The 15,348-nt window shown below is 73.1% G+C and carries 12 protein-coding genes; 9 read left to right on the forward strand and 3 right to left on the reverse strand.

Annotation, left to right across the window (positions count from 1 at the left end; translation table 11 throughout):
• The first annotated feature begins 102 nt into the window (after nt 1-102).
• From IE212_RS06270 to IE212_RS06305, 8 genes are all read left to right on the forward strand, one after another.
• The gene (locus tag IE212_RS06270) at nt 103-2,346 is read left to right on the forward strand and encodes a molybdopterin oxidoreductase family protein (RefSeq protein WP_190196705.1); all 2,244 of its coding nucleotides are present in this window, start codon (nt 103-105) and stop codon (nt 2,344-2,346) included.
• Between the two features lie 135 nt (nt 2,347-2,481).
• Entirely contained in the window at nt 2,482-3,903 is a 1,422-nt protein-coding gene (locus IE212_RS06275; protein ID WP_190196706.1) for a CitMHS family transporter, read from the forward strand.
• A gap of 28 nt (nt 3,904-3,931) precedes the next feature.
• The gene (locus IE212_RS06280; protein ID WP_229864119.1) at nt 3,932-5,221 is read left to right on the forward strand and encodes an MFS transporter; all 1,290 of its coding nucleotides are present in this window, start codon (nt 3,932-3,934) and stop codon (nt 5,219-5,221) included.
• A gap of 101 nt (nt 5,222-5,322) precedes the next feature.
• Nucleotides 5,323-5,907: a hypothetical protein gene (locus IE212_RS06285; protein WP_229864098.1), complete on the forward strand. Its 585-nt coding sequence runs from the start codon at nt 5,323-5,325 to the stop codon at nt 5,905-5,907.
• Nucleotides 5,908-6,432: 525 nt separating this feature from the next.
• Nucleotides 6,433-7,320 (forward strand): class F sortase, encoded by an 888-nt coding sequence (locus tag IE212_RS06290; RefSeq protein WP_229864100.1) that lies wholly within the window; start codon nt 6,433-6,435, stop codon nt 7,318-7,320.
• A gap of 139 nt (nt 7,321-7,459) precedes the next feature.
• Nucleotides 7,460-8,848 carry an aldehyde dehydrogenase family protein gene (locus tag IE212_RS06295; RefSeq protein WP_190196708.1) on the forward strand — a complete coding sequence of 463 codons (1,389 nt, stop codon included), beginning with the start codon at nt 7,460-7,462 and terminating at the stop codon, nt 8,846-8,848.
• 22 nt (nt 8,849-8,870) lie between these two features.
• The gene (locus IE212_RS06300) at nt 8,871-9,953 is read left to right on the forward strand and encodes a Zn-dependent alcohol dehydrogenase (protein WP_190196709.1); all 1,083 of its coding nucleotides are present in this window, start codon (nt 8,871-8,873) and stop codon (nt 9,951-9,953) included.
• Between the two features lie 193 nt (nt 9,954-10,146).
• Nucleotides 10,147-11,514 (forward strand): MFS transporter, encoded by a 1,368-nt coding sequence (locus tag IE212_RS06305; RefSeq protein ID WP_190196710.1) that lies wholly within the window; start codon nt 10,147-10,149, stop codon nt 11,512-11,514.
• Here the strand turns inward: IE212_RS06305 and IE212_RS06310 are convergent.
• The 3 genes from IE212_RS06310 to IE212_RS06320 all read right to left on the reverse strand — a co-directional run bounded on the left by IE212_RS06310 (nt 11,503) and on the right by IE212_RS06320 (nt 14,114).
• Entirely contained in the window at nt 11,503-12,474 is a 972-nt protein-coding gene (locus IE212_RS06310) for a DMT family transporter (protein WP_190196711.1), read from the reverse strand. The two genes, IE212_RS06305 and IE212_RS06310, sit on opposite strands and share 12 nt — an antisense overlap.
• 229 nt (nt 12,475-12,703) lie before the next feature.
• Nucleotides 12,704-13,414 carry an ArsR/SmtB family transcription factor gene (locus IE212_RS06315; RefSeq protein WP_190196712.1) on the reverse strand — a complete coding sequence of 237 codons (711 nt, stop codon included), beginning with the start codon at nt 13,412-13,414 and terminating at the stop codon, nt 12,704-12,706.
• 58 nt (nt 13,415-13,472) lie between these two features.
• Complete coding sequence (locus IE212_RS06320; protein ID WP_190196713.1) at nt 13,473-14,114, reverse strand: TetR/AcrR family transcriptional regulator; 642 nt, start codon at nt 14,112-14,114, stop codon at nt 13,473-13,475.
• A 75-nt stretch (nt 14,115-14,189) separates the two neighbouring features.
• Here IE212_RS06320 and IE212_RS06325 point away from each other — a divergent pair, with 75 nt between their 5' ends.
• Nucleotides 14,190-15,341, forward strand: coding sequence for an acyl-CoA dehydrogenase family protein (locus IE212_RS06325; RefSeq protein ID WP_190196714.1), 1,152 nt, complete (start codon nt 14,190-14,192; stop codon nt 15,339-15,341).
• Nucleotides 15,342-15,348 lie beyond the last annotated feature (7 nt).

Below are 15,348 nucleotides of genomic sequence, written 5' to 3' on the forward strand. Positions count from 1 at the left end.
CCGGCGACTTCCCGGCCCTCAGGGGCTCCCGCGCGGTGCATACCGGTCGGTATGCTCTCCGCGTCCGCGCGTCTGCCGCAGCCGCCGCCCCCGGGAGGACCCGTGTCCCGCACCGCCCTGCGTATCTGTCCCCTGTGCGAGGCCACCTGCGGCCTCACGCTCACCATCGAGGGGACACGCGTCACCCACGCCCGCGGTGACCGCGACGACGTGTTCAGCCAGGGGTTCATCTGCCCCAAGGGCGCTTCCTTCGGAGCCGTCGACTCCGACCCCGACCGGCTGCGCACCCCGCTCGTGCGCCGGGACGGCGAACTGCGCGAGGCCACCTGGGAGGAAGCCTTCGACGCGGTCGCCGCCGGCATCCGGCCCGTCGTGGAGCGGTACGGCCCGCACTCCGTCGGGGTCGTCCTCGGCAACCCCAACGTGCACACCATGGCCGGCGGTCTCTACCCGCCGGTGCTGCTCGCCGGGCTCGGCACCCGCAGTGTCTTCACCGCCTCCACCGTCGACCAGATGCCCAAGCACGTCTCCAGCGGACTGCTCTACGGCGACGCGAACGCCATCCCCGTGCCCGACCTCGACCGCACCGACCATCTGCTCCTCATCGGCGCCAACCCCCTGGAGTCCAACGGCAGCCTGTGCACCGCCCCCGACTTCCCGGGCAAGCTGAAGGCCCTCAAGGCCAGGGGCGGCACACTCGTCGTCATCGACCCGCGGCGCACCCGCACCGCGAAGCTCGCCGACCGGCACATCGCCGTGCGGCCCGGCACCGACGCGCTGCTGCTGGCGGCGATGGCACGCACACTCTTCGACGAGGGCCTCGTCGAGCCGTCCCCCCACGCGCAGGGCGCCGACGAACTCTCCGACGCCCTGCGGGAGTTCACCCCCGAAGCCGTCGCCGGGGCCTGTGACGTCGAGGCCGGCCTCATCCGCACCCTCGCCCGTGACCTCGCCGCCGCCCCCACCGCCGCCGTATACGGCCGCATCGGCAGCTGCACCGTCCCGCACGGCACCCTGGCCAGCTGGCTCGTCGACGTCCTGAACATCCTCACCGGCAACCTCGACCGGCCCGGCGGCGCGCTCTTCCCGCAGGCCGCCACCGACCGGACCCCGCGCCCCGCCGGACCCGGCCGCGGATTCGCCCTCGGCCGCTGGCACTCCCGGGTGAGCCGGCACCCGGAGGCCAAGGGCGAGCTGCCCCTCTCCGCCCTGGCCGAGGAGATCGACACCGCGACCGAGGAGGGCGAGCCGGTGCGCGCGCTCCTCGCCATCGCCGCCAACCCGGTGCTGTCCGCACCCGACGGCGACCGGCTCGACAAGGCGCTCGACTCGCTCGACTTCATGGTCAGCGTCGACCCGTACCTCAACGAGACCTCGCGCCACGCCGACGTGGTCCTGCCCCCGCCCCCGCCGTCGCAGAGCCCCCACCACGACTTCGCCTTCAACACCCTCGCCGTACGCAACCAGGTCCGCTACACCCGCCCCGCGGTCCCGCTGGAACCCGGCCGCATGGCCGAGACGGAGATCCTGGCCCGGCTGATCCTCGCCGTGACGGGCATGCACGGTGCCGATCCCGCCGCCGTCGACCAGATGGTCATCGACCAGACGCTCGGCAAGGCGGTCAAGGAGGAACACTCGCCCGTGCGCGGCCGCGACCCGCGCGAGCTCGCCGCACAGCTCACCGGCGACAACGGCCCCGAGCGACGGCTCGACATGATGCTGCGCCTCGGCCCCTACGGTGACGGCTTCGGCGTACGGCCGGACGGGCTGAACCTGCGGAAGCTGCTGGCGCACCCGCACGGCATCGACCTCGGGCCGCTGCGGCCCCGGCTGCCGGGACCGCTGAAGACCAGGAGCGGCAAGGTGGAGCTGCTGCCCGGGCCGATCGCGGCCGACCTGCCCCGACTGCGCGCCGCCCTCACCGAACGCCCCGCGGGACTGGTCCTGGTCGGCCGCCGTCACCTGCGCTCCAACAACAGCTGGATGCACAATGTGCCCGCCCTCACCGGCGGCTCCAACCGCTGCACCCTGCACATCCACCCCGAGGACGCCGAACGGCTCGGCGTGCGGGACGGGGAGCCGGTCCGGGTCAAGGGTGCCGGGGGAGAGGTGACCGCACCGGCAGAGGTCACCGACGCGATCCGGCGCGGTGTCGTGAGCCTGCCGCACGGCTGGGGCCACGACCGTCCCGGAACCCGCCTCAGCCACGCCGCCACGGACCCCGGCGTCAACGTCAACCAGCTCCTCGACGGCCGGATGCTCGATCCGCTGTCGGGCAACGCGGTCCTCAACGGCGTGCCCGTCGAATGCGCCCCCGCGGCCGAAAAGCTCATGCCCCTGACCTGAGCAAAGCTGTGACCAGCAGTTTTGCGCTTATTGCTCGCACGTCAACGTCTTGTTAACGCTGCTTGACGGGACCTAACGTCTCGGGAACCGCCGGCCCTGGTGGGATGTTCAAGGGCGAACGTTAGGTATCCACTCATGTTGACCATCCTCGGCTTCGCCATGATCGCGACCTTCCTGGTCCTGATCATGATGAAGAAGATGTCGCCGATCGCGGCGCTCGTGCTGATTCCCGCGCTGTTCTGCGTGTTCGTCGGTAAGGGCGCCAACCTCGGCGACTACGTCCTCGACGGCGTGACCGACCTCGCCCCCACCGCGGCGATGCTCATGTTCGCGATCGTCTACTTCGGTGTCATGATCGACGTCGGTCTCTTCGACCCGATCGTCCGAGGCATCCTCAAATTCTGCAAAGCCGACCCGATGCGCATCGTCGTGGGCACCGCCCTGCTCGCGTCCATCGTCTCGCTGGACGGCGACGGCTCCACCACCTTCATGATCACCGTCTCGGCGATGTACCCGCTGTACAAGCGCCTGAAGATGAGCCTGGTCGTGATGACCGGTGTCGCCGCCATGGCCAACGGCGTGATGAACACGCTCCCGTGGGGCGGCCCGACCGCCCGCGCCGCGACCGCGCTCAAGCTCGACGCCAGCGAGATCTTCGTCCCGATGATCCCGGCGCTCCTGGTCGGACTGGCCTTCGTGTTCGTCCTGTCCTACGTGCTCGGCGTGCGTGAGCGCCGGCGGCTGGGCGTGCTGACGCTGGACGACGTGCTGGAGGAGGAGAAGGAGACCGAGACGGTTCTGGTGGGAGCCGGCGGCGGCTCCGGCGACGGCAAGGTCGACATGCGCAAGGGCGCCACGGGCGCCGCGGGCTCCGGAACGGACACCCCCGAGGACGACGCCCGGGACGAGGGCGGCTTCCAGGGTCTCGACCCGAACCGGCCCACCCTGCGCCCCAAGCTCTACTGGTTCAACGCGCTGCTCACGGTCACGCTGCTCACCGCCATGATCATGGAGTGGCTGCCGATCCCGGTGCTGTTCCTGATCGGTGCCGCGCTCGCCCTCACGGTGAACTTCCCGCGCATCCCCGACCAGAAGGCCCGCCTGGCCGCCCACGCCGACAACGTCCTGAACGTCGCCGGCATGGTCTTCGCCGCCGCCGTCTTCACCGGCGTCCTCCAGGGCACCGGCATGGTCGACAACATGGCCAAGTGGATGGTGGACGTCATCCCCGCGGGCATGGGCCCGCACATGGCGATGGTCACCGGTGTGCTGAGCCTGCCCCTGACGTACTTCATGTCGAACGACGGCTTCTACTTCGGCGTCCTCCCCGTCCTCGCCGAGGCGGGCGCGGCGCACGGTGTCTCCCCGGTGGAGATGGCCCGCGCCTCGCTGGTCGGCCAGCCGCTGCACATGTCCAGCCCGCTCGTCCCCGCCGTCTACGTCCTGGTCGGCATGGCCAAGGTGGAGTTCGGCGACCACACGAAGTTCGTGGTGAAGTGGGCCGCCCTCACATGCCTCGTCATCCTCGGGGCAGGCATGCTGTTCGGCATCATCTGACCGTTCGACCGTTCTCGTGGAGGACATTGTGAGGCCCGGTGGGAACCGCGGCTGGCTGCTCCGCCTCGTCATCGCCTTCAGCTTCGCGCAGGCGGCGGTGTCCATGGCCCGGCCCGCCGTCTCCTACCGGGCCCTCGCGCTGGGCGCGGACGAGCGTGCGGTCGGTGTGATCGCCGGTGTGTACGCGCTGCTGCCGTTGTTCGCCGCCGTCCCCCTCGGTCGTCGTACCGACCACGGCCGCTGCGCGCCCCTGCTGCCCGTCGGCGTGATCCTGATATCCGGCGGCTGCGCGCTGAGCGGCGTAGCGGACTCCCTGTGGGCGATGGCCCTGTGGAGCGGGGTGATGGGGCTCGGCCATCTCTGCTTCGTCATCGGTTCCCAGTCCCTCGTCGCCCGCCAGTCGGAGCCGCACGATCAGGACCGCAACTTCGGCCACTTCACCATCGGGGCCGCGCTCGGCCAGCTGATCGGCCCGATCGCCGCCGGCGCGCTGATCGGCGGCCAGGACATGACGGGCACCAGCGCGCTCGCGCTGGTCGTCGCGGGCGCGGTCGCGGCGGTCGCGCTCACCTCGCTGTGGCGCATCGAGCACCGGAGCACGGCAGCCACCTCCCGGGCGGGCAAGGGCGACCGCGTTCCGGTCCGGGGCATCCTGCGCACCCGGGGCGTGCCGGCCGGCATCCTCATCAGCCTCGCCGTGCTGTCCGCGACCGACATCCTCACCGCCTACCTTCCGGTGGTCGGTGAGCACCGGGGTATCGCGCCGTCCGTGATCGGCGTCCTGCTCAGCCTGCGCGCGGCGGCCACCATCGCCTGCCGCCTGGTCCTGACGCCCCTGCTGCGGCTGCTCGGCCGGACCGTGCTGCTCACGGTGACCTGTCTGCTGGCCGCCCTGCTGTGCGCGGGCATCGCCCTGCCGGTGCCGGTGTGGGCACTCGGCCTGCTGCTGACGCTGCTCGGCTTCTGCCTCGGCGTCGGGCAGCCGCTGTCGATGACGACGGTCGTCCAGGCCGCTCCCGACGACGCCCGTTCCACGGCCCTGGCCCTGCGCCTGACCGGCAACCGGCTCGGCCAGGTCGCCGCGCCGGCCGCTGCGGGGCTCATCGCCGGGGTCGCGGGTGTGGCGGCGCCGTTCGTGATGCTGGGGGTGCTGTTGCTGCTGTCGTCCGGGGTGGCGGTGCGGTCGAGGGGAAAGCCGGATGAGGCGCGTACCCAGGAGGCCGAGGGGGCCGAGGGGGCCGAGGCCGGTGAGGCGAACGGGGGGCACGCCGAACCCCGCCCGGACGGAAGCGCGTTGGGCCGGAAGAGCGACAGCTGACGCGTCGAGGGCGCTGCTCCGGCGTTTCCGGACGGTAGGTGACACATAGTCAGGTGACGAGATGTTTGTATGACAATCATCTGACTTGGAGAGCCATGTCCATGCCCCTCGTACCCCTGGTGCGCCGCGCCGGCACCCGCACGGCCGTTCTCGCTGCCCTGACCCTCACAGGGACCACCCTGAGCGCGGTGCCCGCCGCCGCCGCTCCCGGGGACAACGGGGACGTCATGATCCACGCCCGCGACACGCCCGCCGCCAGCCGCAGCAACGATTCGAGAGTCTGCGACTTCTACCTCGCAGCGTTCGACTTCCAGGCGGGCGAGACGGTCAACTGGACCGTCCAGACCCTGTCGGAGGTGCCGGCCGAGAGCGGCTCCGTCACCCTCGACGGGACCGGCGCGGGCCGCAGTCGGCTCATCGACCTTCCCGACGGGCAGTACAAACTGACCTGGCTCACCGACCGGGCCAACGGAGCCGGCAAGTTCAAGCTGTTCCAGGTCGACTGCCCGGATCCCGGGCCCACGCCGACGGCCATCACTCCGAGCGGCCCCGCGCCGGCGGGCGGTGGCGGCATCGCCCGCGCCGAAGCACTTACTCCGGTCACCGGCGCCGCCGCCGTGGGGCTGGCCGCCGTCGCCGGGGCGGTCTGGTTCCGGCTCCGCCGCCGCTCCGATGGCGCGGCGTAGGCCGCGTTCCGCGTACCGCGCCGCTGTGGTGGGGCGTGGCGTGAGGCTGGTCTCGGGTCCGGCGCCGGCTCGGTGGTTCGGCGCGGAGCCGGCTACGGGGACGGCTCGGTGACCGGGCGTGGAGCCGGTCATGGGACGGGGGCCGGCTCGGTGGCGCGGCGCGGGGCGGCGTCCGGTTCCGGCGGCGTGCCGTCGGTCCGGCGTGGCGGTGGGGCGGGTCCCGCCGCGGTTCCGGCACGGCGTGGCGGCGCGGGAGCCGCTGCTGATCCGGGGAGCCGACGCGGGAGGGGGTCACGCTCCGGTGCTGCCGCCGTGGTGCGGCAGGGGCCGGACCGGGTAAGCGCCGGTGCCCCGGTGGTGCGGCGCGTCGCCGGAGCCCGCGTCCCCGGCGTTCCGGGGGTGCGACGTGGAGCCGGGTCCGGGACGGATACCGCTGCCGGGGTGCGACGTGGGGCCGGGTCCGGGACGGTTCCCGCTGCCGGGGTGCGACGTGGGGCCGGGTCCGGGACGGTTCCCGCTGCCGGGGTGCGACGTGGGGCCGGGGCCGGGCGCGTCACCGCTTCGAAGGCGCGGCGTCGGCGGTTCCGCCGGCCCTGGTACCGGACGCGGGCCTACCGGCTGACGCGGACGATCGTGGTGGCCGGGTCGTTGCTGGCGGCCGTGGTCTGCTGGGACAGGGGCGGCGAACCCGGCAGGGCGGCCACGGCACTGCCGCCGAGTCCCGCCGCGGGTGCCGCTGCCCTTCCGGGAGGCTCGACCGGCGCCCCCGCCCGGCCGAGCCCCTCCCACGCGACCGGCCCCCACACGGGCACGCCCACGGCGCCCACGTCCCGTACGGCCGCGACCACCGCCCGTGGCCCCGAGACCCCCGGGTCCCGGCCCTCCAAGCCTCCGCCGGTCGCCGGCCCCGAGGCGAACGACGCCGCCGCCCCCACCGCACGGTCGCCCCGCCCGCTGCCCCCCTCCCGGGCCACCCGTCTGCTCATCCCCCACCTCAGTCTCGACGCCCCGGTCGAAGACCTCGGCCTCGACCGCGACCACCGGCTCACCGCACCCCCGGAGAACGAACCCGAGCTGGTCGGCTGGTACCGGCACGGCGCCCCGCCCGGCGGGCAGGGCACCGCCGTGGCCGTCGGGCATCTCGACACCGACCGCGGTCCCGCCGTGTTCGCGGGGCTGACCGAGCTGGAACCCGGCAGCATCGTCCAGGTCCGCCGCGCCGACGCGCGGACCGCCGTCTACACCGTCGACAGGATCAAGAAGTACGAGAAGGCGAACTTCCCGAGCCAGGAGGTGTACGGCGCCCGAGACCGCCCCGAGCTGCGCCTGATCACCTGCACCGGCACCTACGACCGCAGGAAGGGCTACTCCGGGAACCTCGTGGTCTTCGCCCATCTCACCGGCACCCAGTGAGGAGCCACACACCTCGGCGGGGCCCGCACCGTGCTGTGATGGCCGGGATCCGTTCGAGTCACCGGGGCGTCTGGCGTCAGAAAACTATCGTCGCTAGTTTATGTGCCGGACGACGACGCCCCGCCCCGGAGGAAGCGCGATGAAGGCACACGACGGCATGTACATAGGGGGCGTCTGGCGCCCCGCCGCCGGCCAGGATGTGATCGAGGTCGTGAACCCGGCCGACGAGCAGGTCATCGGCACGGTCCCGGCGGGCACCGCCGAGGACGTCGACAACGCCGTACGGGCAGCCCGCGCCGCCCTCCCGGCCTGGGCCGCGACCCCGCCGGCCGAGCGAGCCGCCCGCCTCTCCGCCCTCCGGGACGTCCTCGTGGCCCGCGCGGACGAGATCGCCGAGACGGTCACCGCCGAGCTCGGCTCACCGCTGAAGTTCTCGCAGGCCGTCCACGCCGCCGTGCCGATCGCGGTCGCCGGTTCCTACGCCGACCTGGCGGCGACGTACGCCTTCGAGGAGAAGACCGGCAACTCGGTCGTGCACCACGAGCCGGTCGGCGTGGTGGCCGCGATCACGCCCTGGAACTACCCGCTGCACCAGATCGTCGCCAAGGTCGCCCCGGCCCTCGCGGCGGGCTGCACGATCGTCGTGAAGCCCGCCGAGGACACCCCGCTGGTGGCCCGCCTCTTCGCCGACGCGGTGCACGAGGCCGGGGTCCCGGCGGGTGTCTTCAACCTGGTCACCGGCCTCGGCCCGGTCGCCGGGCAGGCCCTCGCCGAGCACGGGGACGTCGACCTGGTCTCCTTCACCGGCTCCACGGCGGTCGGCCGGCGGATCGCCGCGATCGCCGCCGGGGCCGTCAAGAAGGTGGCCCTCGAACTCGGCGGCAAGTCCGCCAACGTCATCCTGCCGACCGCGGACCTGGCCAAGGCCGTGGGCGTCGGCGTCGCCAACGTCATGTCCAACTCCGGGCAGACGTGCAGCGCCTGGACCCGGATGCTGGTCCACCGCGACCAGTACGACGAGGCCGTCGAACTCGCCGCCACCGCCGCCGCCAAGTACGGCGACCGCATCGGCCCGGTCGTCAACGCGAAGCAGCAGGCCCGGGTGCGCGGCTACATCGAGAAGGGCGTCGCCGAAGGCGCGCGTCTGGTCGCCGGCGGCCCCGAGGCACCGCGCGAGACGGGCTACTTCGTCAGCCCGACCGTGTTCGCCGATGTCACCCCGGACATGACCATCGCGCAGGAGGAGATCTTCGGCCCGGTCCTGTCGATCCTCCGCTACGAGGACGAGGAGGACGCCCTGCGGATCGCCAACGGCACCGTCTACGGACTGTCCGGAGCCGTGTGGGCCGGTGACGAGGCCGAGGCGGTGGCCTTCGCCCGCCGCATGGACACCGGCCAGGTCGACATCAACGGCGGCCGCTTCAACCCGCTCGCCCCCTTCGGCGGCTACAAGCAGTCCGGTGTGGGCCGCGAGCTGGGCGCGCACGGCCTGGCCGAGTACCTCCAGACCAAGTCCCTCCAGTTCTAGTCCCAGGGGAGTTCCTTCCGTCATGGCTGTCCGCGCCGCCGTCCTGCCCGCCGTCGGCTCCCCGCTGGAGATCACCGGCATCGACCTGCCCGACCCCGGACCCGGCCAGGTGCGCGTCCGGCTCGCCGCCGCCGGGGTCTGCCACTCCGACCTGTCCCTGTCCAACGGCACCATGCGCGTGCCCGTCCCCGCCGTCCTCGGCCATGAGGGCGCCGGCACGGTCGTCGCCGTCGGCGAGGGCGTCACCCGTGTCGCGCCCGGCGACGGGGTCGTCCTCAACTGGGCCCCGTCCTGCGGGGCCTGCCACGCCTGCTCGCTCGGCGAGGTGTGGCTGTGCGCCAACGCCCTGAACGGCGCCGCGGACGTCTACGCCCGTACCACCGAGGGCACCGACCTCCACCCCGGCCTGAACGTCGCCGCGTTCGCCGAGGAGACCGTGGTCAAGGCGTCCTGCGTCCAGCCCGTCCCCGACGGCGTCCCGCTCACCGACGCGGCCCTCCTCGGCTGCGCCGTCCTCACCGGCTACGGCGCCGTCCACCACTCGGCCCGGGTCCGGCAGGGCGAGACGGTCGCGGTGTTCGGTGTCGGGGGAGTGGGGCTCGCGGCCGTCCAGGCGGCCCGGATCGCGGGCGCCTCGAAGATCATCGCGGTGGACGTGTCCGCCGAGAAGGAGGAACTGGCCCGGACGGCCGGCGCCACCGACTACCTCGTCGCGTCCGACACCACCGCCCGCGAGATCCGCGGCCTCACCGGCAAGCAGGGCGTCGACGTGGCCGTGGAGTGCGCCGGGCGCGCGGTCACCATCCGTACGGCCTGGGACTCCACCCGCCGCGGCGGCCGCACCACGGTCGTCGGCATCGGCGGCAAGGACCAGCAGGTCACCTTCAACGCCCTGGAGATCTTCCACTGGGGCCGCACCCTCTCCGGCTGCGTCTACGGCGACTCCGACCCCGCGCGGGACCTCCCCGTGCTGGCCGGCCACATCCGGGACGGCCGCCTCGACCTGGGCGCCCTGGTGACGGAACGGATCTCCCTGGACGGCATCCCGGCGGCCTTCGAGAACATGCTGGCGGGCAGGGGCGGCCGCGCACTGGTCGTCTTCTGACCGACCCGCCCGCACCCCGGCCTCCGTGCGGTGAGGCCGGGGCCTCAGGCATGCCCGGACCCACATGTGTGCCACGTACAGGCAAAAACTCCTGGTGTCCGACCCGTTGACGCCCATACCGTCCGGTCAGTACGTTCCCGGAACCCGAGCCACCCCCCGCTTCCGTCCCCGCACCCACCGGAGCGTGCACCGCATGGACACGGCACCTTCCGCTCAGCCCGTCACCACCACGCCCGCCGTCGGCAACCGCCGCCGGGTCGCCACCGCGGCAGCGCTCGCCTCGGCCGTCGAGTGGTACGACTACTTCGTCTTCGGCATCGCCGCCGCCCTCGTCCTCGGCGACCTCTACTTCCCCGCCGGGAGTCCCACCGCCGGCGTCATGGCCTCGTTCGCCACCTTCGCCGTCGGATTCCTCGCCCGGCCGCTCGGCGGCATCGTCGCCGGCCACCTCGGCGACAAGCGCGGCCGCAAGCCGATGCTGGTCCTCGCGCTCACTCTCATGGGCGTCGCCACGACTGGTATCGGCCTGCTCCCGACCTACGACACCATCGGCGTCGCCGCCCCGATCCTGCTCGTCCTGCTCCGCGTCGCCCAGGGCGTCGCCGTCGGCGCCCAGTGGGGCGGTGCGATGCTCCTGGCCACCGAGTACGCCCCGGAGGGCAAGCGCGGCGTCTACGGCAGCGTCGTCCAGCTCGGCGTCCCCATCGGCGTGGTCACCGCCAACACCGTCTTCCTGCTGGCCGGCGCGTTCACCACCGACTCGGCCTTCGCGGCCTGGGGCTGGCGGGTGCCGTTCCTGGTCGGTCTGCTGGTGCTCGGCCTCGCCTGGTACATCCACACCCGCGTCGAGGAGACCCCGGCGTTCCGGGAGGCCGAGCGCGCGCTCGCGGAGAGGGAACAGTCCGAGAAGAGCTCGCCGTTGCGCACGATCCTGCGCGGCCACCTCGGCACGGTGCTCCTCGCGGGCGGCTCCTTCGCCGTGAACACCGCGACCTTCTACATCCTCATCACCGGCGTCCTCGACTACACGACCCGGGAACTGGACATGAAGAAGGGCCCGGTGCTCATGGTCTCGCTCTGCGTCAGCCTCACCCAGCTGGTGCTGATCCCGGCCGCCGCCGCGCTCTCCGACCGCATCGGCCGCATCCGGATCTACGGGCTCGGCGCGATCGGCATCGCCCTGTGGGCCGTACCGCTCTTCCTGCTGATCGACACCGGCTCGCTGCTGTGGCTCGCGGTCGGAACGTTCGTCGCCAGCTGCTTCCTGAGCATCATGTACGGCCCCCAGGCCGCTCTGTTCGCCGAGCTGTTCACGCCCGAGATGCGCTACACCGGAGCCTCCCTCGGGTACCAGATCGCGGCCGTCGCCGGCGGCGGACTCGCACCCTTCGTCATGGTGCTGCTGCTGGAGGCGACGGGCACCTCGATGGCCGTCTCCGGCTACATCATCGCGCTCTCGGTGATCGCGCTGGTGTCCATCAAGGTCCTCGCCGGCCGGGCGCGTGCGGCGGAGCCGGAGCCCGCGCCCGGGGCGAAGGCGGAGGCCGAGTCAGCGGGCTGAGTCCCGGGCCGCCCGCTCGGGCCGGGGTTCCGGTGCCGCTCCCGGAGCCCCGGCCCGAGCCGCCGCCCGCGCCCGCGACCGGGACACCGCCACGCCCGCCAGGCACAGCACCCCGCCGGCCAGGGTGAGCGGCCCCGGCACCTCGCCGAGGAACAGCCAGGACATCAGGACCACCAGCGCGGGCACCGCGTACGTCGTCGCGCCCATCCGGCTCGCGGTCGTCCGGGACAGGGCGTAGGCCCACGTCGTGAAGGCGAGAGCGGTCGGGAAGACGCCCAGGTACACCATGTTGAGCGTCGCGGAGGCCGGCGCGTCGGCGGCCTCCCGGACGAGCTGCCCGGCGAACGGCAGACACGCCACGGCGCCGACCAGGCAGCCGAGCGTCGTCACCTGAAGGGGACTCGCCGCCCCCAGCGCGGGCTTCTGCGCCACGACACCACCGGCGTACGCGACCGCCGCCAGCAGGCAGAGCACCACTCCCAGCACCGAGGAGCCGCCCTCTTCGGACATCGAGAGCCCCACGGTCACCGCACCCGCGAACGACACCGCCATCCCCGCCAGCAGCCGCGGCGGCATGGGGTCACCGAGCAGCCGGTTCCCGAGCAGCGCGATCAGGATCGGCCCGGTGTTCACGACCAGGGCGGCCGTACCCGCGTCGACCTGCTGCTCGCCCCAGTTGAGGGCGACCATGTAGAAGCCGAACCACAGCAGGCCCGATATGGCGATGCCGCGCCAGGCCGTGCGCGGTGGCCGCCCCTCCCGTCGCAGGAGGCAGATCACCCCCAGCGTCAGAGCCCCGGCCAGCAGCCGCCCGAGCGCCAGCGCGCCCGGCGAGTACGCGTCACCCGCGCTGCGGATCGAGACGAAGGCGGACGCCCACAGCACGACGGTGACCGCGGCCGCACCGGCGGCCGACAGCTCCGCCCGGCGGGCGGGACGGGACAGGGAGGGGTTCATCATGCTCCAGAGGCTAGGTGGGGAGAGGAAGGGGACCTGGCGGATTTCGGACGGGGCGCGGGGGTGTGCAGATCGCCGGGCGCGGCTCGCGCGGCGGGGCCGGATGGGGTGTCGGAGTCGCCGGGGCGGTGCGGCTCTCGCGCTTGGGTTCGGGCGGTGGTGCGCCGTGGAGGGGCGCGCGTCGGCGTCCGGGCGAGGTGCGGGTGCGGGGGCGCGCCGCGGGCTCCCGGGATCAGCGCAGTGCCGCCGGCTCCACCCCGAGCAGGTCGAACAGGGCCTGTTCACCGGCCGCCGTCACCTTCACGGCCCGTTCCGAGCCGACGCGCACGCACCAGCCGGTGTCCAGGGCGTGTCTGCACAGCGCCGCGCCCGCGACGCCCGCGAGATGGGGACGGCGTTCGGTCCAGTCGAGGCAGGCGCGGGTCAGCGGGCGGCGGCTCCTGCGGTCGAGGCCGATCCCGGCGGACTCGAACCACGTCAGCCCCGCGTCGGTGAGCGCGAACCCGGTCTCCTGCTGCAGCAGCCCGCGCGCCGTCAGCGCGTCGGTGACCGTGATGCCGAGCCGCCCCGCGAGGTGGTCGTAACAGGTGCGGCCCCGGGCCATCGCCGAACCGGCGCTCGCCTCGCGCAGACTCCGCGGCCGTACCGCCGTGCCCGGCGCCACCTGTGCGGTGAGGTCCTCCACCAGTTGCGCGACATGCGCGCCGGCCAGCCGCACGTACCGGTGCCGGCCCTGCCGCTCCTCGGTGAGCAACCCGCCCGCGACGAGCCGGCCCAGGTGCTCGCTCAGCGTCGAGGCGGCGACACCCGCGTGCCGCGCCAGCTCGCTCGCCGTCCACGCGCGCCCGTCGAGCAGGGCCAGCAGACAGGCCGCCCGGGTCTCGTCCGCGAACAGTGCCGCGAGCCGTGCCAGGCCGGTGGCCGTCGGGTCCCTCGTCGTCATGCCCCCAGCATGGGACACGGACGCTTCGGCCGCCGCCGAAGTGTCCCGCCGCAGCCCCCTAAACCGCCCGCCGCACCTGCTCGTACTGCCGGGCCAGCCCGTCCAGCAAGGCGGTCAGACCCGTCTCGAAGGCCCGCTCGTCGATCTTCTCCTGCTGCTCGGCGAGGAGATGGGCCTGCTGGAGATGGGGATAGGCGGAGGGATCGTAGGCGCTCGCGTCGTTCACGAAGCCCCCGGCGAAGGAGCCGAGCGCGGAGCCCATGACGAAGTACCGCATCAGCGCGCCGATGGACGTCGCCTGCGCCGGTGGCCAGCCCGCCTCGACCATCGCGCCGTAGACCGCGTCCGCGAGCCGAAGCCCCGCCGGGCGGCGGCCGGGGCCGCGGGCCAGGACGGGGACGATGTTCGGGTGGTCCCGCAGCGCGGCCCGGTAGGAGACGGCCCAGTCGTGCAGCGCGGTCCGCCAGTCCCGGCCGTCCTGGAACATCGTGAGGTCCACCTGGCCGCTCACCGAGTCGGCGACCGCCTCCAGGATCTCGTCCTTGGTGCGGAAGTGGTTGTACAGCGAGGGCCCGCTGACCCCCAGTTCGGCGGCGAGCCGGCGCGTGGAGACGGCCGTGAGGCCCTCCGCGTCCACGAGCGCCCGAGCCGTCTCGACGATCCGGTCGGTGCTGAGCAAGGGCTTGCGCGGTCGGGCCATGGCGCACATAGTAGGGCTGCCGACAGAAACTAGCAGTGCTAATTTAAAGGGCCGTTCTCAAGTGGGGTGCGCGTGGTGAACCTGGAGCTCAGCGAGGAGCAGACCGCCGTACGGCAGCTCGCCCGGGACTTCGTGGCGCGCGAGATCACCCCGAACGCCGTCGCCTGGGACCGGGCCGAGGAGGTCGACCGGTCGATCGTGAAGAAGCTCGGCGAGGTCGGCTTCCTGGGTCTGACGATCGACGAGCGGTACGGCGGTTCCGGCGGCGACCATCTCGCGTACTGCCTGGTCACCGAGGAGCTGGGCCGGGGCGACTCGTCCGTTCGCGGGATCGTCTCCGTCTCCCTGGGGCTGGTGGCCAAGACCGTCGCCGGGTGGGGGAGCGAGGAGCAGCGGCGGCGGTGGCTGCCGGGGCTGACCTCCGGTGAGCTCGTCGGCTGCTTCGGGCTGACCGAGCCGGGCACGGGCTCGGACGCCGGCAACCTCGCGACACGAGCGGTGCGGGACGGCGGCGACTACGTCATCAACGGCACCAAGATGTTCATCACCAACGGCACCTGGGCCGACGTCGTCCTGCTCTTCGCCCGCTCCACGGACGCGCCGGGCCACAAGGGCGTCTCCGCCTTCCTCGTCCCCACCGGCACACCAGGCCTGTCCCGTCGGACCATCCACGGCAAGCTCGGGCTGCGCGGCCAGGCCACCGCCGAGCTGGTTCTGCAGGACGTGCGCGTGCCGCGCTCCGCGCTGCTGGGGGAGGAGGGCAGGGGGTTCTCCGTCGCCATGTCGGCTCTGGCCAAGGGGCGGATGTCGGTCGCCGCGGGCTGTGTCGGCATAGCCCAGGCCGCCCTGGACGCGGCCGTGCGGTACGCGGGGGAGCGGGAGCAGTTCGGGAAGGCCATCGCCCGGCACCAGCTGGTCCAGGAGCTGATCAGCGACATCGCCGTGGACGTCGACGCCGCCCGGCTGCTGACCTGGCGGGTCGCCGACCTGATCGACCGGGGGCAGCCGTTCGCCGTCGAGTCGTCGAAGGCCAAGCTGTTCGCCTCGGAGGCGGCGGTCCGCGCCGCCAACAACGCGCTCCAGGTCTTCGGCGGTTACGGCTACATCGACGAGTACCCGGTGGGCAAACTGCTGCGGGACGCCCGTGTGATGACCCTGTACGAGGGCACCAGCCAGATCCAGAAGCTGGTCATCGGGCGGGCCCTGACGGGGGTTTCGGCGTTCTGAGTACCTT

It is taken from the genome of Streptomyces djakartensis, from assembly GCF_014651075.1.
GTDB lineage: Bacteria > Actinomycetota > Actinomycetes > Streptomycetales > Streptomycetaceae > Streptomyces > Streptomyces djakartensis.

Excerpts from the sequence above, each read along its gene's own strand:
- IE212_RS06300 (WP_190196709.1), top strand. The coding sequence starts at position 8,871 with ATGGCTGTCCGCGCCGCCGTCCTGCCCGCCGTCGGCTCCCCGCTGGAG.
- IE212_RS06310 (WP_190196711.1), bottom strand. The coding sequence starts at position 12,474 with ATGATGAACCCCTCCCTGTCCCGTCCCGCCCGCCGGGCGGAGCTGTCG.
- IE212_RS06305 (WP_190196710.1), top strand. The coding sequence starts at position 10,147 with ATGGACACGGCACCTTCCGCTCAGCCCGTCACCACCACGCCCGCCGTC.
- IE212_RS06315 (WP_190196712.1), bottom strand. The coding sequence starts at position 13,414 with ATGACGACGAGGGACCCGACGGCCACCGGCCTGGCACGGCTCGCGGCA.
- IE212_RS06320 (WP_190196713.1), bottom strand. The coding sequence starts at position 14,114 with ATGGCCCGACCGCGCAAGCCCTTGCTCAGCACCGACCGGATCGTCGAG.
- IE212_RS06285 (WP_229864098.1), top strand. The coding sequence starts at position 5,323 with ATGCCCCTCGTACCCCTGGTGCGCCGCGCCGGCACCCGCACGGCCGTT.
- IE212_RS06295 (WP_190196708.1), top strand. The coding sequence starts at position 7,460 with ATGAAGGCACACGACGGCATGTACATAGGGGGCGTCTGGCGCCCCGCC.
- IE212_RS06275 (WP_190196706.1), top strand. The coding sequence starts at position 2,482 with ATGTTGACCATCCTCGGCTTCGCCATGATCGCGACCTTCCTGGTCCTG.